General features: G+C 72.0%; 18 protein-coding genes, 1 tRNA gene and 1 pseudogene. 9 read left to right on the top strand and 11 right to left on the bottom strand.

Annotated elements, in window-relative coordinates:
• The first annotated feature begins 115 nt into the window (after positions 1-115).
• Complete coding sequence (locus HDA32_RS03125) at positions 116-1,231, top strand: CaiB/BaiF CoA transferase family protein (RefSeq protein WP_179641720.1); 1,116 nt, start codon at positions 116-118, stop codon at positions 1,229-1,231.
• Between the two features lie 24 nt (positions 1,232-1,255).
• Here HDA32_RS03125 and HDA32_RS03120 read toward each other — a convergent pair whose 3' ends face one another.
• Positions 1,256-2,191, bottom strand: a complete 936-nt coding sequence (locus HDA32_RS03120) for a TatD family hydrolase (protein WP_179641719.1) — start codon at positions 2,189-2,191, stop codon at positions 1,256-1,258.
• Between the two features lie 77 nt (positions 2,192-2,268).
• Between HDA32_RS03120 and HDA32_RS03115 the strand changes: the two are divergent.
• Positions 2,269-2,634 (top strand): annotated as a pseudogene (locus HDA32_RS03115) (ATP-binding protein); the annotation flags it as partial.
• A gap of 158 nt (positions 2,635-2,792) precedes the next feature.
• Here the strand turns inward: HDA32_RS03115 and metG are convergent.
• Positions 2,793-4,616 carry a methionine--tRNA ligase gene (gene metG, locus HDA32_RS03110; RefSeq protein WP_179641717.1) on the bottom strand — a complete coding sequence of 608 codons (1,824 nt, stop codon included), beginning with the start codon at positions 4,614-4,616 and terminating at the stop codon, positions 2,793-2,795.
• Between the two features lie 211 nt (positions 4,617-4,827).
• Between metG and HDA32_RS03105 the strand changes: the two genes are divergently transcribed.
• Both HDA32_RS03105 and secD read left to right on the top strand, forming a co-directional pair.
• Positions 4,828-5,235: a hypothetical protein gene (locus tag HDA32_RS03105; RefSeq protein WP_179641716.1), complete on the top strand. Its 408-nt coding sequence runs from the start codon at positions 4,828-4,830 to the stop codon at positions 5,233-5,235.
• A gap of 59 nt (positions 5,236-5,294) precedes the next feature.
• Positions 5,295-7,982: a protein translocase subunit SecD gene (gene secD, locus HDA32_RS03100; protein ID WP_179641715.1), complete on the top strand. Its 2,688-nt coding sequence runs from the start codon at positions 5,295-5,297 to the stop codon at positions 7,980-7,982.
• Between the two features lie 158 nt (positions 7,983-8,140).
• Here secD and rsmI read toward each other — a convergent pair whose 3' ends face one another.
• A complete protein-coding gene (rsmI, locus tag HDA32_RS03095; protein ID WP_218882309.1) occupies positions 8,141-8,962 on the bottom strand; it encodes a 16S rRNA (cytidine(1402)-2'-O)-methyltransferase in 822 nt (273 codons plus the stop codon).
• A gap of 161 nt (positions 8,963-9,123) precedes the next feature.
• On the opposite strand from rsmI, the gene HDA32_RS03090 reads away from it, so the two are divergent.
• Positions 9,124-10,758 (top strand): dolichyl-phosphate-mannose--protein mannosyltransferase, encoded by a 1,635-nt coding sequence (locus HDA32_RS03090; RefSeq protein ID WP_179641713.1) that lies wholly within the window; start codon positions 9,124-9,126, stop codon positions 10,756-10,758.
• 283 nt (positions 10,759-11,041) lie between these two features.
• Positions 11,042-11,245, top strand: a complete 204-nt coding sequence (locus HDA32_RS03085; RefSeq protein WP_179641712.1) for a cold-shock protein — start codon at positions 11,042-11,044, stop codon at positions 11,243-11,245.
• A 205-nt stretch (positions 11,246-11,450) separates the two neighbouring features.
• Here the strand turns inward: HDA32_RS03085 and HDA32_RS03080 are convergent, their stop codons facing one another.
• Positions 11,451-12,338 (bottom strand): ion transporter, encoded by an 888-nt coding sequence (locus tag HDA32_RS03080; protein WP_312863021.1) that lies wholly within the window; start codon positions 12,336-12,338, stop codon positions 11,451-11,453.
• Between the two features lie 190 nt (positions 12,339-12,528).
• Between HDA32_RS03080 and HDA32_RS03075 the strand changes: the two genes are divergently transcribed.
• Both HDA32_RS03075 and HDA32_RS03070 read left to right on the top strand, forming a co-directional pair.
• Positions 12,529-13,389 (top strand): phosphatase PAP2 family protein, encoded by an 861-nt coding sequence (locus HDA32_RS03075; protein ID WP_312863020.1) that lies wholly within the window; start codon positions 12,529-12,531, stop codon positions 13,387-13,389.
• Positions 13,390-13,437: 48 nt separating this feature from the next.
• Entirely contained in the window at positions 13,438-13,758 is a 321-nt protein-coding gene (locus HDA32_RS03070) for a sec-independent translocase (RefSeq protein ID WP_179641711.1), read from the top strand.
• Between the two features lie 127 nt (positions 13,759-13,885).
• On the opposite strand, the gene HDA32_RS03065 is transcribed toward HDA32_RS03070, so the two are convergent.
• From HDA32_RS03065 to xylB, 4 genes are all read right to left on the bottom strand, one after another.
• Positions 13,886-15,826 carry a DUF8508 domain-containing protein gene (locus HDA32_RS03065; RefSeq protein WP_179641710.1) on the bottom strand — a complete coding sequence of 647 codons (1,941 nt, stop codon included), beginning with the start codon at positions 15,824-15,826 and terminating at the stop codon, positions 13,886-13,888.
• A gap of 39 nt (positions 15,827-15,865) precedes the next feature.
• Positions 15,866-17,482: an alkaline phosphatase D family protein gene (locus tag HDA32_RS03060; RefSeq protein WP_312863018.1), complete on the bottom strand. Its 1,617-nt coding sequence runs from the start codon at positions 17,480-17,482 to the stop codon at positions 15,866-15,868.
• Between the two features lie 192 nt (positions 17,483-17,674).
• On the bottom strand, positions 17,675-18,832 hold the full coding sequence (gene xylA / locus HDA32_RS03055; protein WP_179641709.1) for a xylose isomerase: 1,158 nt from the start codon (positions 18,830-18,832) through the stop codon (positions 17,675-17,677).
• A gap of 79 nt (positions 18,833-18,911) precedes the next feature.
• Positions 18,912-20,300: a xylulokinase gene (gene xylB / locus HDA32_RS03050; protein ID WP_179641708.1), complete on the bottom strand. Its 1,389-nt coding sequence runs from the start codon at positions 20,298-20,300 to the stop codon at positions 18,912-18,914.
• A gap of 184 nt (positions 20,301-20,484) precedes the next feature.
• Between xylB and HDA32_RS03045 the strand changes: the two genes are divergently transcribed.
• Positions 20,485-21,789: an ROK family transcriptional regulator gene (locus tag HDA32_RS03045; protein WP_179641707.1), complete on the top strand. Its 1,305-nt coding sequence runs from the start codon at positions 20,485-20,487 to the stop codon at positions 21,787-21,789.
• 489 nt (positions 21,790-22,278) lie between these two features.
• Here HDA32_RS03045 and HDA32_RS03040 read toward each other — a convergent pair.
• From HDA32_RS03040 to HDA32_RS03030, 3 genes are all read right to left on the bottom strand, one after another.
• Positions 22,279-22,352, bottom strand: a tRNA-Ala gene (locus HDA32_RS03040).
• A 62-nt stretch (positions 22,353-22,414) separates the two neighbouring features.
• Entirely contained in the window at positions 22,415-23,152 is a 738-nt protein-coding gene (sepX, locus tag HDA32_RS03035) for a divisome protein SepX/GlpR (RefSeq protein WP_179641706.1), read from the bottom strand.
• Positions 23,153-23,646: 494 nt separating this feature from the next.
• On the bottom strand, positions 23,647-24,333 hold the full coding sequence (locus HDA32_RS03030) for a GNAT family N-acetyltransferase (protein ID WP_179641705.1): 687 nt from the start codon (positions 24,331-24,333) through the stop codon (positions 23,647-23,649).
• Positions 24,334-24,605: the final 272 nt, after the last annotated feature.

Raw genomic sequence — 24,605 nt, 5'->3', positions numbered from 1 at the left:
CCCTGATCGGCCCGCCTCCGCCCGAGAAGGGGCCCCTGTATGGCGGCGCCGGAGTCCGCCCAGCACAATGAGGGACCGAACCACGTTCGGTATCGTCGGCCATGGGAGGTTCGAGATGGGTCCCCTCAACGGAGTCCGCGTTGTCGAGTTCGCCGGGATCGGCCCCGGCCCGATGGCCGCCATGCTGCTCGCCGACCTCGGTGCGAGCATGGTCCGGCTGGACCGGCCGCAGGCCGCCGAGACCCCCGCGGCCAGCGGCCCGCTGCGGCACATGGCCGCGGGCCGGCCGACCCTGGGAGTGGACCTGAAGGCCGAGGAGGGGGTGCGGACCGCCCGCGAGCTGATCGCCGCGGCCGACGTCGTGCTGGAGGGCTTCCGGCCCGGTGTCATGGAGCGGCTGGGCCTGGGGCCCGATGAGTGCCTGGAGGCCAACCCGCGGCTGGTCTACGCGCGGATGACCGGCTGGGGCCAGGACGGCCCGCTCGCCCGGCGCGCCGGGCACGACATGAACTACATCTCGCTCAACGGCGCGCTGCACGGCTTCGGCCGCGAGGGGCAGGCCCCGCTGCCGCCGGCCAACATCGTCGGCGACTTCGGCGGCGGCGCCATGTTCGTCGTCACCGGCATCCTCAGCGCCCTGGTGGAGCGGCAGGAGTCGGGCCGCGGGCAGGTCGTGGACGCCGCGATGGTCGACGGCAGCGCGTTCCTGATGTCGATGGCCTACGAGGGCCGCCAGCACGGATGGTGGGGCGACGAGCGGGGCACCAACATCCTCGACACCGGCGCGCCCTGGTACGACGTCTACGAGTGCGCCGACGGCCGCCACGTCTCCGTGGGCTGCATCGAGCCGCAGTTCTACGCGGCCTTCCTGGCCGGCATCGGGTTGGCCGACGACGCCGACCTGCCCGGGCAGTGGGACCGGGCGCGCTGGCCGGAGCTGCGCGGACGGTTCGCGGCGGTACTGCGCACCCGGACCCGCGACGAGTGGGCCGAGGCCCTCGGCGACACCGACGCCTGCGTCCAGCCGATCCTGTCGATGGGCGAGGCGCCCGACCACCCGCACGTGCGGGCCCGCGGGTCCGTCGTCCGCGACGGCGAGCACGTCTACCCCGGCCCGGCCCCGCGCTTCAGCCGCACCCCGGGCGCCGCCACCCGCGCCCCGGACTTCGTCGAGCCCGACCTGGCCGAAACCCTCAAGGAGTGGGGCGTGCGGCCACCGGAGTCCCGCTAGGCCGTGGGCCGCGCCGGGCCGCGGTCACGGGGACCGGAGCCCGAACGCGCGCTCGGCGTTGCCGGCCACGGCGGCGGCGAGGTCGTCCTCGGCCATGCCCTTGGCCTCGGCGATCGCGCGCAGGGTGTGCGGGATCAGGTAGGGGGCGTTGGGGCGGCCCCGGTAGGGCTTGGGGGTGAGGAACGGGGCGTCGGTCTCGACCAGGATCAGCTCGGCCGGTGCGACCGCCGCGGCGTCGCGCAGCGGCTGGGCGCTGGCGAAGGTGACGTTGCCGGCGAAGCTCATGAAGTAGCCGTGCTCGGCGCAGATCTTGGCCATCTCGGCGTCGCCGGAGAAGCAGTGGAAGATCACCGTCTCCGGCGCACCCTCCTCCTCGAGGATGCGCAGCACGTCGTCATGGGCGTCGCGGTCGTGGATCATCACACCGATGCCGTGCCGCTTGGCGATGTCGATGTGCCGCCGGAACGACTCGGCCTGCGCCGACGCGCCCTCGGAGCCGGTGCGGAAGTAGTCCAGGCCGGTCTCGCCGACCGCGCGGACCTGCGGCAGCGCCGCCAACCGGTCGATCTCGTCGACGGCCTCGTCCAGCGCCCGCGCGCCCCCGGCCGGCCGGTGCTTGCCGGCCCAATCGGTGTCGTCGGCCTCGACGCCGGGGGCGCCGTCGCCGTGCACGATCCGCGGCGCCTCGTTGGGGTGCAGCGCGACAGCGGCCCACACCGACGCGTGCCGCTCGGCGATCTCGGCGGCCCAGCGCGACGAGGCGACGTCCACGCCCACCTGGATCAGCGGGGTGACGCCCACGGCAGCCGCCGCGGCGATGATCTCGTCGACGCCGGGAGTCTGCATGTCCATGTGGGTGTGGCTGTCGGCCACCGCGACGCGCAGCGCCTCGGGCGCGGGCGGCGGCGTCTGGGCGTTGCGGTTGCGCACGGCCTCACCACTGCGCTTGCTGTTACTCACGACAGACCAGTCTATGGACGGGCGGGGGTGGGAGATCCCGAGTCCTTTGGGGACCCGGTCCCGCACAGGGGGCGGCCGCCGACGTGGCGCTGTGCGTCTCCGAGCTGTTCGCCAACGCCGTCTCCTACACCGCCTCCGGCGGCGAGGGCGGGGAGGTGGTGCGTGCGATGGCCCTGCCCGAGGCCGACCGGCTGCGCGTCGCCGTCACCGACGGCGGGTTCACCCAGACCCGCCCGACCATTCCCGCACTCACCGGCACCGACCGGTTCACCTCCGAGCGCCACCGCGGCCTGCTCATGGTCTCCGCGCTCGCCCTGGACTGGGGCTTCCGCCCGGTGATCGCCCACCCCGGGCTGAACCCGGGCCTGGTGGTCTGGGCCGACCTCGCCCTCGCCGCCGGTCAGGCCCCCTCCGGCCTGCCCCGCTTCGTCCACACCGCCTGAGGCGCCCCCGCCGATGACCGAGGGCGGGCCAGGCGCGTCCCCGCCAGGGTGGCCGGGTAACCCGGGTCCGGTGGACGCCGACGGCCCCGGTCCCTTCCGTGGCGGAAGGGTCCGGGGCCGTGTAGTGCGGGGTGCTCCCGGGGCGGAGGGGCCGGAGGCTAGGCGTCGCCGGCCTTCTCCTCCAGGCGGGCGAGTTCCTCGTCGACCACGGACTGGTCCAGCTTGCGGAACAGCGGCTTGGGCGCGGCGAGCGGGGTGCCGGGCACGATCGGGACCGACTCCCAGCGAGCCTCGTTGTCCGCGTACTCGCCGGTGATGACCGGGTAGCTGGACTCGCCCTCCTCGCCGCCGATGGAGTCGGTCACCTCCTCCAGGCGCGGCATGGCGCTCCAGACGCCGGTGCCGCCGAGCATGGCGTGCACCTTGTTGGACGAGGCCGGCAGGAACGGCGTCAGCAGGGTCTTGGCGTCGTCGACCAACTGCAGCGCGACGTGCAGGACGGTCTTCATCCGCTCGGGGTCGGTCTTCTTCAGCGCCCACGGGGCCTGGTCGGAGATGTACTTGTTGGCCTCGGCGATCGTGCGCATGGCCTCCTGGAGCGCGGCCTTGAACCGGGAGCGGTCCAGGTGCTCGCCGACCGCGGCGAACGCGGCCCTGGAGCCGTCCAGGACGCGGCGGTCCTCCTCGGTGAACTCGCCGGCCTCGGGGATCTCGCCGAGGTTCTTGGCCGCCATGGAGACGGAGCGGTTGACCAGGTTGCCCCAGGCCGCCACGAGCTCGTCGTTGTTGCGGCGGACGAACTCCGACCAGGTGAAGTCGGTGTCCTGGGTCTCGGGACCGGCCGCGATGATGTAGTACCGCAGCGCGTCGGCGTCGTAGCGCTCCAGGAAGTCGCGCACGTAGATGACCACGCGGCGCGAGGAGGAGAACTTGCGGCCCTCCATGGTCAGGAACTCGCTGGAGACCACCTCGGTGGGGACGTTGAGCGCACCCAGCGAGCCGGCGTCGCCGCCGCGGTCGCCCTTGCCGCTGTAGCCCAGCAGCATGGCCGGCCAGATCTCGGCGTGGAAGACGATGTTGTCCTTGCCCATGAAGTAGTAGGACTCGGCGTCCTCGTTCTGCCACCACCTGCGCCAGGCCTCGGGGTCGCCGCTGCGCCTGGCCCACTCGACGGCCGCCGACAGGTAGCCGATGACCGCGTCGAACCAGACGTAGAGCCGCTTGTTGGCCTGGTCGCTCCAGCCCTCCAGCGGGATCGGCACGCCCCAGTCGAGGTCGCGGCTGATGGCGCGCGGCTGGAGCTCGTCGAGCAGGTTGAGGGCGAACTTCAAGACGTTGGGCCGCCACTGGCCGCCCTTGGCCTTGAGGTAGGAGCCGAGGACCTCGGTGAACGCGGGCAGGTCCAGCATGAAGTGCTCGGTGTCGACGAACTCCGGCGTCTCACCGTTGATCTTGGACCTGGGGTCGATCAGGTCGATCGGGTCGAGCTGGTTGCCGCAGTTGTCGCACTGGTCGCCGCGTGCGCCGTCGTAGCCGCAGATCGGGCAGGTGCCCTCGACGTAGCGGTCGGGCAGGGTGCGGCCGGTGGACGGCGAGACGGCGCCCTTGGTGGTCTTGGCGAAGATGTAGCCGTTGTCGTAGAGCCCCGTGAAGAGCTCCTGCACCACCGCGTAGTGGTTGGCGGTGGTGGTGCGGGTGAACAGGTCGTAGGAGAGCCCCAGCGCGACGAGGTCCTCGGCGATGATCCTGTTGTAGCGGTCGGCGAGCTCGCGGGCCGTCACGCCCTCCTGGTCGGCGAGGACCTGGACGGGGGTGCCGTGTTCGTCGGTGCCGCTGACCATGAGCACGTGGTTGCCGGACATTCGCTGGAAGCGAGCGAAGACGTCGGAGGGGACCCCGAATCCGGAAACGTGCCCAATGTGGCGGGGGCCGTTCGCATACGGCCAGGCCACCGCGGTCAGGATGTGGCGTTTCGACGACATGGACCAAGCCTAAAGGCGTCGGCGAACGAGTTCGCACGGTTTTCGCGCCCTGTGGAAACCGTGCCGCGCGGCTCCGGCGGTCCGGCCGCGCCCACTGATCGCACCGGTGCGCGACCTTTCTGTGGAATCGCGTCGGTAGGGTGTGTGCGAACTCGCTCGCGCAGGTCCTCTCGCACCCGCGCGTCGCCGCACCCGATGTCGCCGGAGGAAGGTGGTCACCACGGCTTCCCGTGCCCTGGCCGCCCTGCTGGCGGCGGTGCTGATGACGGTGTGCGCGCCGATCCTGTCGCTGGCGGCCGCCGCGCGGCTGGCGGACGGGCCCGCCGCGCCGCACTCCACCGGGCCGCCCACGGTCGGGTTCGGCCCGCACACCGTGGTCGGCTTCCCCCAGGACTCGGGCTCGGCGCACATCGCCTCGGCGCTCGCCAAGTGGATCGGGGAGCAGCGGACGGTCGCGCGGGACCTCCCCGACGGCTACGTGCCCGAAACGGCCGCGCCGCCGGAGTCCGGCCGGACCTGGTGGCGCGTCGCGCCGCCGGCCTCCGCCGGCGCTCCCGATCTGGACCACACGGGCGCGCTGCCCATGGGCCGCGCGCCGCCCCTCACGACACGTGCGTGAAACGTCGCCGCCGGCACCGCCGGCAATCCCCCTTTTCGAAGTCGTGAGAGGTTTTTCCATTGTCCAGTTCACCGGGAGCCGGTGCGCGCTGGTTGCGCGGCATCATCTCCCTGCTCATCGTGGTCGGCGCCTTCGCCGCCGCGTGGTTTCTACCGCCGCAGCTGGGGCTCGACCTCAGCGGCGGCACCCAGATCGTCCTTGAGACCCAGGACGGCGATGACGGCACCGAGGCCAACGCCGAGAACACCGACCAGGTCGTCGAGGTGCTGCGCCAGCGTATCGACCGGCTCGGCGTCAGCGAGGCGACCATGTCGCGCTCGGGCGAGAACCGGATCATCGTCGAACTGCCCGGCGTGCAGGACCCGACGGAGGCCGCCGAGCTCATCGGCCAGACCGCGCAGCTGACCTTCCACCCGGTCGTGGGCGTGGCCCCGGCCGACGGCAGCGGCGTGCAGGCGCCCGGCGGCGGGGCCGCTCCCGGCGGCGGGGCCGTCCCCGGCGGCGGCGACGAGGCCAACCCGCCCGCCGACGAGGCCAACCCGCCCGCCGACGAGGCCAACCCGCCCGCCGGCTCCGAGGAGCCCGCCGAGGAGGGCTCCGGTGGCGGCGGCGACATCAGCGAGGAGGAGCTGCAGGAACTGCTCCAGCAGCAGCAGGGCGGCGGGGCCGGCGGCGGGGCCGGTGCCATGGCCGGTGAGCCGGCCGACCCCGAGGACGTCGCGCTGACGCTCCCCGACGACCAGGGCCAGCAGCTCCAGCTCGGCGAGGCCGCCATCCAGGGCGATCAGGTCGGCAGCGCCGAGGCGGGCCTCGACCAGTACCAGACCAACTGGATGGTCAACGTCAACTTCGAGGGCGAGGGCCGCCAGGCGTGGGAGGAGCTGACCGGCCAGGCCGCCTGCAACCCGCAGGGCGACCCCAAGCGCCGCGTCGCCATCGTGCTGGACGACCAGATCATCTCCTCCCCCGAGGTCAACGCCGACGTGGCGTGCGACGTCGGCATCACCGGCGGCTCCACCTCCATCACCGGCCAGTTCGACCAGGAGAGCGCGAACGACCTCGCCGTCCTGATCGAGGGCGGCTCGCTGCCGCTGCCGGTGCAGGAGATCCAGCGCCAGACCGTGGGCCCGACCCTCGGTGAGGAGGCCATCGAGGCCAGCTTCATCGCGGGCGGCATCGGCATCCTGCTGACCGCGCTCTACATCTGCGTCGCCTACCGGTTCGTCGGTTTCCTGGCGTCGGTGGCGCTGGCCTGCTACACGCTGATCGCCTACGCCGCGCTGGTCGCGCTCGGGGCGACGCTGACCCTGCCCGGCCTGGCCGGCTTCGTGCTCGCGATCGGCATGGCGATCGACGCCAACGTGCTGATCTTCGAGCGGGCCCGCGAGGAGTACCAGCGCCAGGAGCGCGTGTACTCCTCGAACAAGTCCGCCGGCATGGTCGACGCCACCGAGACCGAGGCCGCCGAGGCCGAGGCCGGCGTGCTGACGCGGCGCCGCCGCCGCGCGATCCCGCCGAACCTGCAGAAGGCGTTCGTCACCGGTACCCAGAAGGCGTGGAGCGCGGTCCTCGACACCAACGTCACCACGCTCATCGCCGCGGCGCTGCTGTTCTTCTTCGCCTCGGGCACCGTGCGGGGCTTCGGCGTGACGCTGGGCCTGGGCACGATCGCGTCGATGGTCTCGGCGCTGGTCATCGCCCGGGTGCTGGTGGAATGGGCGGTGCGCCGCAAGGTGATGCGCACGCACCCCGCGATCAGCGGGATCTCGCGGATCAGCGCGGTGCGCGCGTGGCTGATCAAGCGCAACCCCGACCTGATGAAGCGCAGCACGCTGTGGCTGGGCATCACCGGCCTGATCACGGCCGTGGCGATCGTCGGCATGGTGGTGCGCCCGCCGGACTTCGGCGTGGAGTTCACCGGCGGCCGGGTCATGGACTTCGCCGTGAGCGAGTCGATCAGCGTCAACGACGCCCGCGAGGCCGTCTCCGAGGCCGGCTTCCCCGCGGCCGTCGTCCAGGAGGCCGGCAACGGCGACATCTCGGTGCGCACCGGTCAGATCTCCGACGGCGAGGCCCAGCAGATCCAGGAGTCGCTGGACGGGCAGACCGGCGGCGGCATCGAGCGGATCAGCGACGAGAAGATCGGCCCGAGCATGGGCGACGAGCTCCGCAACAAGGCGCTGATCGCGCTGATCGCGGCGCTCGTGCTGCAGATGGGCTACCTGGCCTGGCGGTTCCGGTGGTCGTTCGGCGTGTCCACGATGCTCGCGCTGGCCTTCGACATCGTCCTGGTCATCGGCCTGTTCTGCTGGCTGGGCAAGCCGATCGACGGCGTGTTCCTCGCCGCCATCCTGAGCGTCATCGGCTTCTCCGTGAACGACTCGGTGGTGGTGTTCGACCGGGTGCGCGACGAATGGGCGCACGACACCAAGTCGCCGTTCCGCAAGATCGCCAACCTGGCGATCCTGAACACGCTGCCGCGAACGGTGAACTCCGGTATCGGCGGCCTGTTCATCCTGGCCACACTCGCGATCTTCGGCGGTTCGTCGCTGACCGACTTCTCGATCGCGATGCTGGTGGGGCTGATCTCCGGCATGTTCTCCACGATCTTCGTGGGCACGCCGCTGGCGATCTGGCTGCAGAAGTACGACAGGACGCCGCCCCCACACGTGGTCAGGGAGAAGAAGACCAAGCAGCGCAAGGAGATGCGCACCGCCCGCGAGCAGAGCGACGGCGCGGTGGTCTGACCCCGCCCGCTGACCGCGGATCGGCGCGCCCCCGGTGGATCTCCCACCGGGGGCGCGCCGCTTCCCGCCTCACCTCTTCTCGCCGACGCTTCTTGACCTTGGGTTTTGACCTCGACCCCCGACGGTCGAGGTCAAAACCCACGGTCAAGATCGGCGCCCTACTTGTGCACCGCGTCGTAGACCTCGCGCTTGGGGACGCCCAGCCGCTTGGCCACCTCCTGGATGGCCTGCTTGCGGGCGACCCCGGCGGCCTCGCGGTCGGCGACGGCCGCGGCGAGGTCGCCGGGGTCGCGGCTCGCGCCGGTCCGGCTCGCTCCGGCGACCACGAGGGTGATCTCGCCGCGCACGCCCTCCGCCGCCCACTGCGCGAGTTCGCCCAGCGGGGCGCGGCGCACCTCCTCGTAGGTCTTGGTGAGCTCCCGGCACGCGGCACCGCGGCGGTCGGCGCCGAACGCCTCGGCCATGGCCGCCAGCGTCGCCGCCAGCCGGTGCGGGGCCTCGAAGAACACCATGGTGCGGCGTTCGTCGGCGAGCTCGGCCAGCCGGGTGGACAGCCCCTTGCGCGGAGGGAAGCCCTCGAAGCAGAACCGGTCGGTGGGCAGTCCGGACAGCACCAGCGCGGTGGTGACGGCCGAGGGCCCGGGGATGGCGGTGATCGGGACGCCGGCCTCGACGCACGCCGACACCAGCCGGTAGCCGGGGTCGGACACGCCCGGCATCCCCGCATCGGTCACCACCAGCACGTCGCGGCCGGCCCGCAGGTCGGTCAGCAGCTCCTCGGCCCGGCGGCGCTCGTTGGCGTCGTAGTAGGAGACGATCCGGGCGCCCTGCTCGCCGCCCAGGCGCACGCCCAGGCGAGCGGCGAACTGGCGCAGCCTCCGGGTGTCCTCGGCCGCGATGATCCCGGACTCCTCCAGCGCCGCGCGCAGCCGCGGCGGCGTGTCGTCGCGGTGCCCGATGGGCAGTCCTGCCAGGATCAACGTTCCAGGGCCCTCGGTCGCCGCCCCCGCCTCAGTCACATTCCACCCGTTCTCGTAACGCTACGGTTAGCCTTGTTCGACGCCGGGCGAGCGCGGGCGGCGCGTTCCCACCCCGATCGAGTGCCCGGCGAGTCCCCTGCTCTCGACCTAGTATGGCGGCGATGACCACGACAGCCCTTCCCGCCGACACGGGGCCGGCTCCGGCCGCCGGCCCGTCGATCCGCTCGCGGCTGGTGCCGCCGATGCCGCGGCCCGCCTGGGCGGGCTGGCTGGGTGCGCTGCTCGTGGCGGCGTTCGCCGGTGCGCTGCGGTTCATCGGGCTCGGCAGTCCGCCGCAGATCTACTTCGACGAGACCTACTACGCCAAGGACGCGTTCGCGCTGCGGACGTTCGGCGTGGAGCACGAGACCGTCGACAACGCCGACGCCCTGCTCGCCCAGGGCATCCGCGACGTCTGGACCGGCGGCGGCGACTTCATCGTGCACCCGCCCTTCGGCAAGTGGATGATCGCGGCGGGCGACTACCTGTGGGGGCTGATGCCCTTCGGCGTCGCGATGTCGCCGACGGGCTGGCGCGTCGGCGCCGCCGTCTTCGGTGCGCTGTCGGTGCTGCTGCTGGTGCGCGTCGCGCTGCGGATGACCCGTTCGATCCTGCTCGGCTGCTCGGCCGGGCTGATCATGGCGCTGGACGGCCTGCACTTCACCATGAGCCGCATCGCCATGGTGGACGTCTTCCTGACGCTGTGGGTCCTGGCCGGGTTCGCCTGCCTGGTCATCGACCGCGACCGGACGCGGGCGCGCCTGGCCGACCTCGCCGAGTCGGGGCGGGCGGCCTCCGCCGGGTGGCTCGGCGTGCGCTGGTGGCGGCTGGCCGCCGGGGTGTGCCTGGGGCTGGCGTGCGGCACCAAGTGGTCGGCCCTGTTCTTCGTCGCCGCGTTCGGGCTGCTCACGGTCGCCTGGGACTACGGGGCCCGGCGCACCGCCGGGCAGCACCGCGTGGGTCGGCGCTGGTTCTTCATCGACGCCGTCCCCGCGTTCTTCGCGACCGTCGGCGTCGCCGCCGTCACCTACCTGGCCACCTGGAGCGGCTGGCTGTTCGGCTCGCTGGGCTGGGGGCGGCAGTGGGGGGAGGAGCACACCACCGGCGCGTGGGCCGCGCTGCCCGACCCTGTGCTCGCCGTGGTCAACCCCCTGCGCAGCCTGTGGTACTACCACACCGAGATGCTGTCGTTCCACAACGGCCTGTCCAGCCCGCACGACTACGCGTCGCATCCGTGGGAGTGGCTCATCATGCGCACTCCCGTGGCGTTCTACTACAACGGGGACGAGACCACCTGCGGGGCGAGCGCCTGCTCCAGCGCGATCCTGAGCATCGGCTCCCCTGTGGTGTGGTGGCTGTCCGTCCTCGCCTGCCTGGTGATGATCGGCTGGTGGGTGACCTACCGCGACTGGCGGGCCGGCGCGGTGCTGCTGGGCGTGGCCGCCGGGTGGCTGCCGTGGTTCGCCTACCCCGAGCGCACCATGTTCGTCTTCTACGCGCTGCCGATGCTGCCCTTCCTGGTGCTGGCGATCGTGCTGGCGCTGGGTCTGGTCATGGGCCGCGACTCCGGCGATCCCCGGTACTCGCAACGGGCCAGGATCGTCGGCGGCGTCGTCTACGGCGTGGTCATGCTGCTGGTGATCGCCAACTTCGTCTACCTGTACCCGGTGCTGAGCGCCGAGGTCATCCCCTACGACCAGTGGGCCGACCGCATGTGGTTCGGGACCTGGATCTACGGCAACGCGACGCCGGAGTGAGGTCCGGCCGAACCGTTCGCGAACAGCGGGGAAATCCCGGTGGACGCGCCGGAGAAACCGGTTTTCCGGGAGAGATTTTCCCGGCTCGAAAGCCTCGGCAATCCGTGGATCCGGCTGGTAGTCTCATGCACTGGTTGCGGTTGTAGTTTCCATGGATGCCTGAGGCGCCTCGCGGAACTTCACGTGGGCGCTGGTCATTTGGGTGGCAACTCCCGGGGATGGGCGCTCAGCAACCCGAGACCAGCAGGGTGCGGTCTCGTTGTAGTCCCCAAAGGGAGAGCAGATGGCTCAGGGCACCGTGAAGTGGTTCAACTCTGAGAAGGGTTTCGGGTTCATCGCCGTTGAAGGCGGCGGCCCGGACGTGTTCGTTCACTACTCGGCGATCGCGGGTACCGGCTTCCGGAACCTGGAAGAGAACCAGCACGTCGAGTTCGAGATCACGCAGGGCCCCAAGGGCCCCCAGGCGTCGGATGTGCGCGGCCTCTAAGGCAACGTAGCTTCGCCTGTTTTGCTTCTCGGCCCTTCGCCCGCATCCCGGGCGAAGGGCTGTTCCGTCTCCGGCCGCCTCAGCCGATTCCGACGCCGCGTTCGCGGGGCGAGGCGGGCCTTCCACGCTCCGGATCCGCTGTGCCGCCGGCGCTACGCGCACTGCGACGGTCGGCCCCTGGACGAACCCGGCCGCCGAACACCGGTCAGCGCTCCCCCGCGGGGTCGGCGGCGCCCCGCCCGGCCGAGGCCCTGAGGCCGTCCTGCTCGCCGTCGGGGGAACCGCCCAGGGCCCGCACCTGCTCCGACAGCCGCGCCACCTGCTCGGTGAGCGTGCCGAGCTGCGCCATGACCGCATTGTGCTGTTCCAGCTCCAGTTCCTGGTCCTCCGCCCAGCGCTCCTTGCTGACCTCCTGCTCCAGCGAGGTGATGATGACGGCGATGACCAGGTTCAGCACGATGAAGGCGCTGACCACGATGTAGACCACGAAGAAGATCCAGGCCATGGGCTGGCTGCCCGTCACGCTGTCGGAGATGTCGGGCCAGTTCTCCGTGGTCAGCAGCATGAACAGGGTGTAGAGCGTGGTCCCGAGATCGCCGAAGTACTCCGGCGAGACGTCCTCGAACAGCTTCTCCCCGAGGACGGCCGAGGTGTACATGATCACGAACAGCAGCCCGATGACGGTTCCCAGGCCCGGCACCGAGCGGAACAGGGCCGAGACGATCTCGCGCATGTGCGGGATCACGCTGATCAGCCGGAGCAGGCGCAGGATGCGCAGCAGCCGCAGGACGGAGAAGCCCTCCGAGGCCGGTATCAGCGCGACCCCGACCACGATCAGGTCGAACCAGTTCCACGGGTCGCGGAAGAACGTCCAGCCGCGGGCGTAGACCTTGAGCGCGAGTTCGATGACGAAGAACGCCACGAAGGCGTGTTCGGCCATGCGGAAGTACCCCGTCATGCCCGCGAACGCGTCCTCGTAGGTCTCCATGCCCAGTGATATGCCGTTGAGCACGATCACCGCGATGACGATGTTGCCGAACCATTGCGCGTCGACGATCCGGGCCACTCCGGCCCGCACGCTCCCGTCCCCCACTGAGCTCCTCCGCAGGCGTCGCTCGGCCGTCTTCAGGCCCGAACCAGCTCACCGTAACGTGCCCGCCCCGGCCCGATCGGAGCCGCCCCACGGGATATCGGCGTCCGTCGGCCGCCTCCGGCCGGGGGGTTTGCGCGGCGGCGAACGCCTAGGCTGGAACGGTTCGGTCGAGCGAGGAGGGCTCCGGGTCGTGACCTCTCATGCCGCCGCATCCCGAGCGCGCCGATGGCGGGTGCACGCTGCGTGGACGGTCGTCGTCTGCGCCGCGCTCGCCGCGGTCACCTGGCAGGTCGTCGCGGCGGGTCCGATCACCGCGCTGGACCGGCCGATCCACGAGGCCGTGGACCCCGATCAGCCGACGGGCGCGGCGCTGGCGCTGTGCGTGGGAGTGGCCAGACTCGGCCAGCGCTGGCTGACCGTTCCGCTCCTGCTGGGCCTGGGCGCCTGGGTGAGCCTGCGGCGGCGCGATCCTCGCCCGCTGTTCGCCCCCGTCGTCGGGCTGGCGTCGCTGGCGGTCCTGGGCACCCTGCTGAAGGTGGCCGTCGGCCGCACCCCGCCCATCACCGGCGTCGACGTGGTCTCGCCCGGACTGGGCAACGTCGCCGACTGGGCCGTCGCGGCGTTCACGCTGGGCGCGGCGCCGTTCGAGGGCTACGTCTCCTATCCCTCCGGGCACGCGGCCAACGCCGCTCTGAGCTATCCCCTGCTGGCCTGTCTGCTGTTCGGCGGCAACGGACTGCGCCCCGGCCGGATCGCGCTGCGGCGCGCGCTGTGGGCCTCGGCGGTACCGGTGCTGGCGGTCGGTGTGATGATGACGGCGCTGGACTACCACTGGGCCAGCGAGGCGCTCGGAGGCTGGTTCCTGGGGATCGCCTGCGCCCTGGCGGCGCTGCTCGTGCTGGGCCCCGGCCGCGCCGCGGAGGCCCCGGCCGGGCACCCGCCACAGGGCGAACACGCGGAGGGGAACGTCACCGCAGGTGAGGCGGTGTACCGGGAGAATTCGATCACTGGTGGCCGGTCTGTTGTCCCCAAGTCGGGCGGCACCGGTTAACCTGCTAATTGGTCGGGCGAACCGCAACGGGCCGCTGAAGGAGTGCGCATGTTCAACATCGGAGCCGGCGAGTTCCTCGTCCTCGGCGTGCTCGCGCTCCTGATCTTCGGTCCGGACCAGTTGCCCAAGGCCGCGGCTCAGGCCGGCCGGGCGCTGCGGCAGCTCAGGCGGATGGCCGACAGCGCCAAGAGCGACATCCAGCAGGGGCTGGGTCCGGAGTTCAAGGACTTCGACGTCCAGGACCTCAACCCCAAGCGCTTCGTGCAGAAGCACTTCTGGGACGAGGAGGAGGAGAGCCCCTCGCACTCGACCCGCCCCGCGGCCCGCCTGAACGGACGCCGCCCCCCTTTCGACAGCGAGGCGACCTGAGCCGGGGTGGAGCGGCGCATCCCTGAAGAGAACCACGAAGAAGGCCCCGGACGTCAACCGGGCCGATGCGGTGGACGTGTGCTCCCTCGTCCGGTGTGACGTCCGGGGACCATCGGGTCGGTGCGGTTCACCGGCCGCGGTGGTACCGCCTGTCCTCCTGGCGGTCGGTGCGGTTGTCACCGCTGAGCGGGCGGAACCGGACCACCTGCGGGTCGTGGTCGCTGACCTGGTCGTGGAACTCGGCGTTGACGTGCACGATGTCGTAGTCGACGCGGTCGGCGAGCGCCCGGCCGACCAGCATGTGGTCCAGGGACTGGGCGTTGCCGTCGTAGACGTAGCCGTAGCGCTCGTCGCGCGGCAGCTCGGTCATGGGGTTGTGCAGGCCGCGGCGCCCGGTCAGCGTCTCCAGGGTCTCGGAGAACCAGAAGTCGTTGAGGTCGCCGACGACCAGGACGTTGGCGTCGCGGTCCACCGCGGTGAGCTCGTCGGTGAACGCGCGCACCAGCTCCGCCTGGGCGTGGCGCTGCTCCTCCGAGGAGCGCCGCGGGGGCTGGTTCACGCCGTGCAGCGGCTCGTCGCCGCCCTTGGAGTTGAAGTGGTTGGTGACCACGAAGACGTCGCGGCCCTCGAACTCGAACTGGCCGACCAGCGGCTTGCGGCTGTCGGTCCAGGCCTCGTCGCGCGGCTCGATGCGGCCCGGCGAGACGCTGAGGGCCGCCCGGCCGTCGGCGTCCTCGGTGACCGCGACGGGCGTGGTGGCGTCGCCCCCGGGCGCGTCGACGAACGTGGTGCGTTCGGGGTCGAACAGGAAGGCGTTGCGGATGTTGCCGCCGGGCTGTCCGCCGTCGGCCTTGTCCTGCGGCGCGATCTCGCGCCATTGGTAGGCCGGCCCCCCGGCGTCCTTGATGGCCGCGACCAGCCGGTCCAGCGTCTCGTCCGCGGCGGTCGTGCCGTCGTCGGCGGGTCCGCTGCTGTCCTGGATCTCCTCCAGGCTCACGATGTCGGGGCTGCGGAGGTCGTCGACGATGCCCGCGGCAAGGCGGTCGAACTTGGCCTGGCCGTTCCTCGGCGAGAGGTTCTCGACGTTGTAGGTGGCCACCGACAGCTCCCAGTCCCGCTGTTCGGCGGTGGTCTCGCGCCGCAGTCCGTTGTCGACGTGCCGGCCCAGCTCGGTGGCCTTCAGCAGGTAGCCGCCGTACTGGCTGTAGTACAGCGGGCCCTCGGTGCGGCCGGCCAGCTCGTCGCCCACGTCGGCCTCGGGGAACGGGCGCTCGGAGAAGGGGATGAGCGACTCGACCTTGAGGCGGCCGGTGTTGGCGTCGCGGTAGGAGCCGTAGACGGTCCCGCCGCGCTCGGCGGCGTTGCGGCGCGGCTCGGTGGTCACCCACAGCGCGTTGTAGTCGTCGGTCGCGCCGACGACGCGGGCGTCGTGCACGGCGAGCACCATGTGCTCGTGTGCGGCCCAGAAGTCCAGCGCGTACCTCTTCGGCGCGAGCGTGCGGTCGGAGAGGTCACCGCCCCGCCCGGGCGCGAGGGTGCGCGGGACGCTGCGCTCGTCCAGCTCGACGGCCGCCGGCACCTCGTTGCCGGAGGAGCGCACCGTCCACTCGGCGTCGGCGAGCTGGGTGATCGTCTGGTTCCCGCTGTCGGAGCCGCCCGGCCGGTACTCCGAGACCGTTCCGGTGACCCGGACGTCGTCACCCGGACGCACGTCGGGGGTCCGGGAGCCGGTGAACACGAACAGCGCCTCGCTGGTGCGCGGGTCGCGGTCGGGTTCGGGGTCCTGGAACCAGAAGCCGCGGGCCGAGCCGAAGGCGTTGACCGCCGTGACGACGCCGGGCAGGTCCGCGACGGTCTCGCCCGCGTAGGGCGAGGTCCGCGTCGTTCCCTGGACGTCGTGGATGCGCGGTGCGCCGGACTGGACGGGCTCGGCCGAGGCGTTCGCGGCGGGGGCGAGCGCCGCGCAGACGGCGAGCGCCGTCAGTGCGGCGCCCCGGGCCGGCCGAAGACGTGAGAGAGCCACCCTCTCCTCCAAGCTGTGTAGGGGGTGGCCATATCGTGCCGTCATTCCATGGCCGAAAAGAAGACCGCACGTGAAGAAGTCGGATCAGAGCACGTCGTAGCGCCCGTCGGGAAGCCGCGGATCGCCGTCGCCGACCGTGAACGAGGTGAACGTCTGCACGGACGCCCCGGGGCTGGTCACGTAGGGGACGACCCGGTAGTCGGCCTTCAGCCCCTCGGGGCCGACTTCGCAGCGCAGGTAGCCGCGCTGGGCGTTGTACAGGCGCACGTGCGGATTCTGCAGCCACAGCGACGCGAGTTTGTCGGTGTCGGAACCGTCCATGTCGGAGGAGATGGAGCTGCACACGAGTTCGACGCCGAGGGTCTGCGAGTCCGGGTCGTCGAAGTCGGCCTTGATCTCGGCCGCCACGTTGCGGTGGATGTCGCCGGTGAGCACGACGAAGTTCTCCAGTTCGGCGTCGCGCACGGCCTTGAGCACCCGGTCGCGGCAGGCGGTGAAGCCGTCCCACTGGTCGTTGCTGTAGGAGTGGCCGGGGCCGAGTTCGCGGTCGATCTGAGCCATGACCACCTGGTTGGCCAGCAGGTTCCAGCGGGCCTTCGAGTACCCCAGCCGCCCGATCAGCCACTTCTCCTGTTCCGCGCCCAGGATGGAGCGGTCGGCGTCGTGCCGCTTCTGCGAGTCGTCGATGACCCGGCCGTCGGGGTAGTCGTCGCGGTACTGGCGGGTGTCGAGGACGTGCACCTCGGCCAGCGAGCCGAACGTCAGGCTCCGGTACATCCGCACCGACGGCCCCTGGGGCGTCTGCACCGAGCGCAGCGGGAGGTTCTCGTAGAACGCCTGGTAGGCGGCTGCGCGGCGGTCCAGGAACTCGTCCTTGCCCGCCCCGTACTGGGAGACGTCGGCGGCGTAGTTGTTCTCGACCTCGTGGTCGTCCCAGCTCATCACCCAGGCGGACGCGGCGTGCGCGGCCTGCAGGTCGGGGTCGGTCTTGGTCAGCGAGTAGCGCAGCCGGTACTGGTCCAGGGTGACCACGTCGACGGCGTGCTCGTCGCCGAGCCGCTGCCGCCGCTTGAGGTTGTCGCCGGCCACGATCGCGTACTCGTAGATGTAGTCGCCGAGGAAGAAGACGGCGGCGAGGTCGTCGGCCGCCATGTGCCGGTGGGCGGTGTAGTAGCCGTGGTACCACGCCTGGCAGGACGCCGTGGCGAAGGAGAGCCCCTGGACGGAGGCGTTGGGCTCCGGTGCGGTGCGCGTCCGGCCGGCCGGGCTGATGTGCCGGCCGATCCGGAACCGGTAGTGGTAGATCCGGTCCGGTTCCAGCCCGCTGATCTCGGGGTGCACCGAGTGGGCCAGTTCGGGCGTCGCGACGGCCGAGCCGCGCCGGACGACCCTGGTGAACCGCTCGTCCTCGGCGATCTCGTAGCCGACCTTGAAGTCGCGGTCGGGCATGCCGCCGCGTCCGTCGGGGGCGAGGGGGTCGGGCGCCAGGCGGGTCCACAGCACGATTCCGTCGGGCAGCGGGTCCCCCGAGGCCACGCCGAGGGTGAAGGGGTCGACGGCGAGTCGGTCATCGGCGAGAACGGGGGTGGGGAAGGTGCCCAGACCGAGCAGGAACGCCGTCGTGCTGACCCCGGTGAGCTGCAGGAAGGTGCGACGGGTGGTGCCTCGGGCGGGTGCTGGCGCTGACGCGGGTACGGTCACGGTTTGCCTCCCGTCGACTACACAGCGGAGTTGCCCCCACAGTCTTCGACGGATCGACACGGAAAGTGACGAGACGCGCACTAATTGGTGACAAAAATGCGAAACCTCGACCGCGGCACCACCTACGCGCGGCGGGCGCCCCACCGGATCGCCTTCCCGGTGGGGCGCCCGCCGCGGCTCCGCGGCCCGGCGTCAGCGCACGCCGAAGAGGTGGTCCAGGGCGAGCTGGTCCAGCCGCTCGAAGTGGTAGCCGCGTTCGCCGACGGCGTCGAGGTCGATCTCCTCGGCGAGCAGGTCCGACAGCGACTCGCCCGCGCCGAGCGTCGGCTGGGAGAGCTCGGCGACCCTGGCCGCCTCCAGCGCCTCGGCGACCTCCGGGTCGGCCCGGAACGCCGCGGCCTTCTCCTTGAGGATCAGGTAGTTGCGCATGCACGCGGCGGCCGACGTCCACGCGCCTTCCGTGTCCTCGGTCCGCGGCGGCTTGAAGTCGAAGTGCCGGGGACCGTCGTAGCCGCCGTTCTCCAACAGGTCGACCAGGAAGAACGCCTCCTTGACGTCACCGGCGCCGAAGCGCAGGTCCTGGTCGTACTTGACGCCGCGCTGGCCGTTGAGGTCGATGTGGAACAGCTTGCCCTGCCACAGCGCCTGGGCGACGCCGTGCGCGAAGTTCAGGCCGGCCATCTGCTCGTGCCCGACCTCCGGGTTCACGCCGACCATCTCGGGGTGTTCCAGCTCGTTGATGAAGGCCATCGCGTGGCCGACGGTCGGCAGCAGCACGTCGCCGCGCGGCTCGTTGGGCTTGGGCTCCACGGCGAAGCGCAGGTCGTAGCCCTTGTCCCGGACGTAGCCGCACAGGACGTCGAACGCCTCGCGCAGCCGGTCCAGCGCGGCGCGGTCGTCCTTGCCGGCCTCGGTCTCGGCGCCGTCCTGGCCGCCCCAGCACACGTAGGTCCGCGCGCCGAGCTCGGCCGCCAGGTCGATGTTGCGGACGACCTTGCGGATGGCGTAGCGCCGCACGTCGCGGCTGTTGGAGGTGAACCCGCCGTCGCGGAACACCGGGTGGGTGAACAGGTTGGTGGTGACCATCGGCACGGCGAGGCCGGTCTCGTCCAGCGCCCGGCGGAACCGCTTGAGGATGGCGTCGCGGGTGGCCGCGTCGCTGCCGGGCGGGACGAGGTCGTCGTCGTGGAAGGTGATGCCGTAGGCGCCGAGGTCGGCGAGCCGGCGCACGGCCTCGGCGCCGTCCAGCGGGGGGCGCACCGCGTCACCGAAGGTGTTGACGCCGCGCCACCCGACCGTCCACAGGCCGAAGCTGAACTTGTCCGCCGGCGTGGGCTGGTACTGGCTCATCGAGGACTCTCCTGGATCGTGGCTGATGGAGGACGGTACTGGGACGCGGCCGCTGCGTGCGGCCGTGCGGGTCGTGCGGTCAGGCCCCGCGGGCCGCGGCGTACTGCTCGCGGATCACCGGTTCGGGGTCGGCCTCGCTGACCCGGGGTGCGGCCATGGCGCTCCACTCGGGCGGTGCGGGCGTCGCCGCCAGCGCCCAGGCGGCCTGGCGGGCGGCGCCGTCGGCGACGTACTCCCCCGCCTCGGGCACCGCGACGGGACGGCCGAACACCTGCGGGGCGATGGCCGTCACCGCCTCGGAACGCGCCCCGCCGCCGATGAGCAGCACCCGGTGCACGGGCACGCCCTGGTCGACGAGGGCGTCGATGGCGTCGGCCAGCCCGCACAGCATTCCCTCGACGAACGCCCTGGCGATGCGGTCGGGCCGCAGGTTCGCCCGCGTCATGCCGCTGAGGGCGCCCGTGGCATCGGGCAGGTTGGGCGTGCGCTCGCCGTCGAGGTAGGGCAGTACCGTCAGGCCGCCGGCGCCGGGCGGCGCGGCGAGCGCGAGGGCGTCGAACTCCTCCTGGGAGACGTCGAGCGCCTGCGCGCCCGCGGTGAGCACCCGGGCCGCGTTCAGGGTGCACACCAGGGGCAGGAACCGGCCCGTGGCGTCGGCGAACCCGGCGACCTGACCGGAGGGGTCGGCCGTGGACCGCTCGGCCACGGCGAACGCGGTGCCGGAGGTGCCGATGGAGACGACCACGTCACCGGGGCGCGCGGCCAGTCCCAGCGCGGCGCCCATGTTGTCGCCGGTGCCGACCGAGACCGTGCCGATGCCGGGCAGGCCGGGGGCCCGCACCGGTCCGGCGGTTTCGGCCGGCCCGGCCACCCTGGGCAGCCGCGGTTCCGAGCCGAGGGCCATCCGCAGCAGGTCGCGGCGGTACTCGCCGGTGGCCGGCGCGAAGTAGCCGGTGCCGGAGGCGTCCCCGCGGTCGGTGACCGGGTCGGAGGACCCGGTGAGGCGGGCGGTGAGCCAGTCGTGCGGCAGCAGCACGCCGGCGACCCGCTCGGCGTTGGCGGGCTCGTGCTCGGCCAGCCAGCGCAGCTTGGTGACGGTCAGGCTCGCCACGGGGACGCTGCCGGCGGCCTGCGCCCAGGCCGCCGGGCCGCCCAGCTCCTCGGTCAGGTCGGCCGCCGCCCCGGCCGAGCGGGTGTCGTTCCACAGCAGCGCCGGCCGCACCACCCGGCCGGCCTCGTCCAGCGTGACCATGCCGTGCTGCTGGGCCGCGACGCCGATGGCGTCGACGCCGTCGAGCAGCCCGCCCTCGGCGGCCGCCAGCAGGGCCCGCCACCAGACCTCGGGGTCGATCTCGCTGCCTTCGGTGTGCGGCGCTCTGGCCTGGCGTACGAGCGCGCCGGTGGCGGTGTCGCGAACGACGATCTTGGTGCCCTGGGTGGAGGAGTCCACCCCGGCGACGAGTGACATCGGTCCTCCCGAGGCGTTGGCGTGGCCGATTCGGCCGGTGTTGTGCGACCGCGGTCACAGAGTTAGTTTGGAGACTGAACAAATTGATGTCAACACCCCCGGGGCCGCGTCCCGCCGGACCGGACGGACGGACCCGCCCGCGGGGACGGCCTCAGGGCCCCGCCACCACGAGACGAGTGCCGCGATGCTGACCGACACAGCCACCGGACCGGCCGGTTCCCAGGCCGTCCGCGAGACCAACCTCGGCGCCGTGCTGCGCGCCGTCCGGGAGGCGGCCCCGTGCTCGCGCGCCGATGTCGCCGCGACGACCGGACTGACGAAGGCCACCGTGTCGAGCATCGTCGGCGACCTCATCGCACACGGCCTGGTGCGCGAGGTCGGCGCCGCGTCCGAGCGGCGGGTGGGGCGGCCCGGCGTCATGCTGACCCTGGACGGCCGCGGCATCACCGCCGTGGGCCTGGAGGTCAACGTCGACTACATCACCGTCGTGGCCGTCGACCTGGTGGAGCAGGAGCTGCTGAGCCGGCACGAGCCCTTCGCCGCCGGCGCCGCCGGGCCCGAGGCGTGCGCGCGCGAGCTCGTGGACCTCCTCCGGCGCACACTGGCCGATCCGGTGCTCGCCGGACGCACCGTGCTGGGGGCCGGCGTCGCCGTCCCCGGCCTGATCGACGCCCCGCGCGGCACCGTCGCCAACGCGCCGAACCTGCGCTGGCGCGACTTCCCGCTGCGCGCCAGGATGCTGGAGCTGATGGAGGAGGCCGGCCTGCCCGAGATGCCGGTGCTGGTGGACAACGACGCCAACCTCGGCGCGGTCGCGGAGTACCGCGGCGGGCACCGCGCCCACACCTGCGACCTGGTCTACATCACCGGCGAGGTCGGTATCGGCGCCGGCGTGCTCCTGGACGGCAGGCTGCTGCGCGGCTCCACCGGCTACGGCGGCGAGATCGGGCACATCCCCCTGCGCAGGGGCGGGCCGCTGTGCGGGTGCGGCCGCCGGGGCTGCCTTGAGGCCGTCGCCGGCATCGACGCCATCCTGCGCCGGACGGTGCCCGACCTGGCCCCGACCGCCCCGGTCTCGGGCACGCACCTGGCCGCGGCCGTGGCCGCCACCGTCGAGCGGGCCGACGCGGGCGACGTGGGCGTCCTGCGCGCGCTGGAGCGGGCCGGGAGCTGGCTGGGGCGCGGAGCGGCGACCCTGGTCAACCTGATCAACCCGCAGGCGATCATCCTCGGCGGCTACTTCGTTCCGCTGGCGCCGTGGCTGCTGCCGCCGTGCACCGCCGCCGTCGACGCCCACGTGCTCGCGCCGGAGCGCGGCGGCTGCCGGCTGGAGGTCTCGACGCTGGGCCTGAGCGCGGCGGCCCGCGGCGGCGCGGCCGCGCTCGTGGACGCCCTGGACACCGGCCGGCTCCCCCTGCCGCCGCGCAGGCCGCTGGAGCGGCCGCGTCAGGAGGGGGCCCGGCCGAACGGCCGGAGCCCGGCGCGCTGACCGCGCACCGGGCTCCGGGGTTTCACACCTGCATCAGAACGGGAGCCAGTCCCACATGTGGGCTTGACCCTCGTCGTCATCGTCGGCGCCGGCGACCCACTCCCAGACAGCGGTCGAGGCATCGGCCGCCTTGTCACTCATCTGCCAGGTCCATGACGCTGACCGGGTCTCGAGCGCATCTTCCGCAGCGGCCGGCAGTGCCGATCCCAATAGTGCAGCGACCGAGACGGCCGCTACGGCACACACCTTCTTGAGCACAACGCACCTTTCGCTCGTAGCGCGAGTCCATCCCCATGTCACAAGATGACTTACCCGTCACTCATCGCACAAGGTTCAGAAGCAGCCAATCACGACTATTGAGATTATTTTGAGACATGCACAGTCGAGTCGAGGCGATCCCGATGCGGGACCCTCCCGATCTTCTCCCATTCGCCCTAAAAAGAAGGCCGGGTCAGGAAGACTTCCTGACCCGGCCTGCATGCCTTCGGGTGGAGCTGAGGGGATTTGAACCCCTGACCCCCTCGATGCGAACGAGGTGCGCTACCGGACTGCGCTACAGCCCCGTAAGACGCTTAAAAGCGTATCAGCTCCGCAAGAGTGCTCGGAACTCATTTCGCGCGTCGGGTCAGTCGCCCGCGGCGCGCAGATGAGCGTCGGCGTACTGGTCATAGACCTGGTCGCGCCGGGTGGTGAGCTCGATGACCTCGGCCTCACGGGCGGCCTCGGCCGCGGCGCGGCGGGCGCGGGCGCGCTCCTCGCGGCGGCGGTGCTCCGCCTCGGCGGCACGCCGCTCCTGGTCGGCCTTTGCCGCCTCCCGCAGCAGCACGAGGTGGCCCATGAGCAGCACGGCCGGCGGGACCAGCACCCACCAGGGACCCAGGCCCGCGGCGACCGCGACGCTCGTCGCGGTGAGCAGGGCGGTCAGGCCGGACGTGCGGCGGCGGCGGCGCGCGATGACCCGGGCGCGGCCGACCCGCATCGGAGGCGCTCCAGCAGGGGGCGGCGCGGGCTCCGGCCGCGGGGCGGCGGCTTCGGCCGCGTCCTCGGCGTCACCGGCCGGCTCCTCCGCCTCGTGCCGGGCGAGCGCGCGGTGGGCCGCGGGCACGGGCCCGGAGCCGTAGGAGAGCACCTGGGTCCGCACGTCGTCGGCGGACTCCCCGTCCGGGTCGCCGTGGTCCTCGTCGGGCTCGTACTCGTCGTCGAACTCGGGGGCGTCATCGGCGTCGTCGACGCCGGCGTCCCCGGGCGCGCTGCGGCGGAACGGGTTCGGCGCGGGATCGGCGGCGTCGCGGCGCAGCAGCATGGGGATCAGCACGATGGCCCACACCACCACGATGGCCACATACAGAGGAGAGCTACTCATCGCCCCTCCTCGCGCCGCTGGTCGTTGGACACCCGCAGACGTCCGGGCGGCGCGGTGGCTCGTACCGGGCCCATGGACGAGATCGATTCAGCAGCGGCCTGTCCGGAATCTAGGGTCTGATGTCTCGCGCACCCGCCGCACCGCTCATTAGCCCTCTGCCCCCATGTGCCGTATGTACATGTCACCCGCACCGTCGATGCGTCTACGTTCCGCACCGTACGACCCGGTGTCCGGGAATGCGCAGTATTCGGGCCGGAGTGTCGCGAGATCGTCGTTCGTCCTCTTCTTCAGATGGGTCCTCCATTGGCAAATATGCAGGTAGGAACGGTTTTTACAGACCGTTAAATCATAAATGCGGAAGGTTACAATCCGCTTTCAGCCTGCTTGCGGCGAGCGCGGGCCGTGCCGATTATCCCGCGAACGGCTCCTCCCGGCACCCCTTTTCCCGCCATCGGGCCGCTCTCCGCAAAGGGGCGCCCCGGACCGGGTCGCGGTCACGGCAGCTCGGAGGGCGGGCTCGCCGCCCCCGAGGACCCGGCCCCGCCCCGCGGCGGCCCGCCCCCGAGGTCGCGGCCGCGGCGCTGCTCCCGCCACCGCGGGAGCAGGCCGCGCGGCACGTCCTCCACCGTCAGCGCGTAGCAGATGTGGTCCCGCCACGCCCCGTCGATGTGCAGTTGGCGCCTGCGGACGCCCTCCTCCCTGAACCCGAGCTTCTCGGCCACCCGCCGGCTGGCCCGGTTCTCGGGCCGGATGTTGGCCTCGATCCGGTGCAGCCCGGCGGTGAAGAAGCAGTGGTCGACCGCGAGCGCGACCGCGGTGGGGGTCACCCCCAGACCCGCCCGCTCCTTGTCGATCCAGTACCCGATCTGGGCGGAGCGCGCCGATCCCCAGACGATGGCGCCCACGGTCAACTGCCCGGCGAATCCCCCCTCGTAGGTGATCGCCCATGGCATCGCCACGCCCTGCCGGCCCTCCCTGCGGATCGCCTGGGCCATGGCGAGGTAGGGCGCGATGTTCGTGGTCTGCAACGGCATCTCGGGGTGGGTGGGCTCCCAGGGGCGCAGCCAGTCGGCGTTGCGCACACGCGTGTCGCGCATCGCCGCGGCGTCGCGCAGCCGCAGGGGCCGAAGCCCGACCGGCCCCTCCTCAAGGGAGATCGGCCAGCCACGTATCCGGTTCACTGCCTTCCCTCCGCCACCGTGGGCATCCCGGCGGAAGAATCCCCGGGACCCTTCCGCGGAGGCGACCGGACAGCGGGCCGCCGCCCGGAGTTCTCGGCATCAGTATTCCACCTCGTGCCGGAGACACGCGGCGATCGTCCTCTATCTCACGACAAAAGGGACAGGAAAATAACCTTTTTCGGACCGGTGGAAACAGGAACCTCACTGGTGTCCGACGATGGCGCTCGTACAGGGGGCGGCTGTCGCGGTGTGCGCAGCGCCGACGGCACAGC

Origin of the sequence: Spinactinospora alkalitolerans, assembly GCF_013408795.1 — a bacterium.
Taxonomy (GTDB): Bacteria; Actinomycetota; Actinomycetes; order Streptosporangiales; family Streptosporangiaceae; genus Spinactinospora; species Spinactinospora alkalitolerans.
This window is presented reverse-complemented; position numbering and strand designations above follow the sequence as displayed.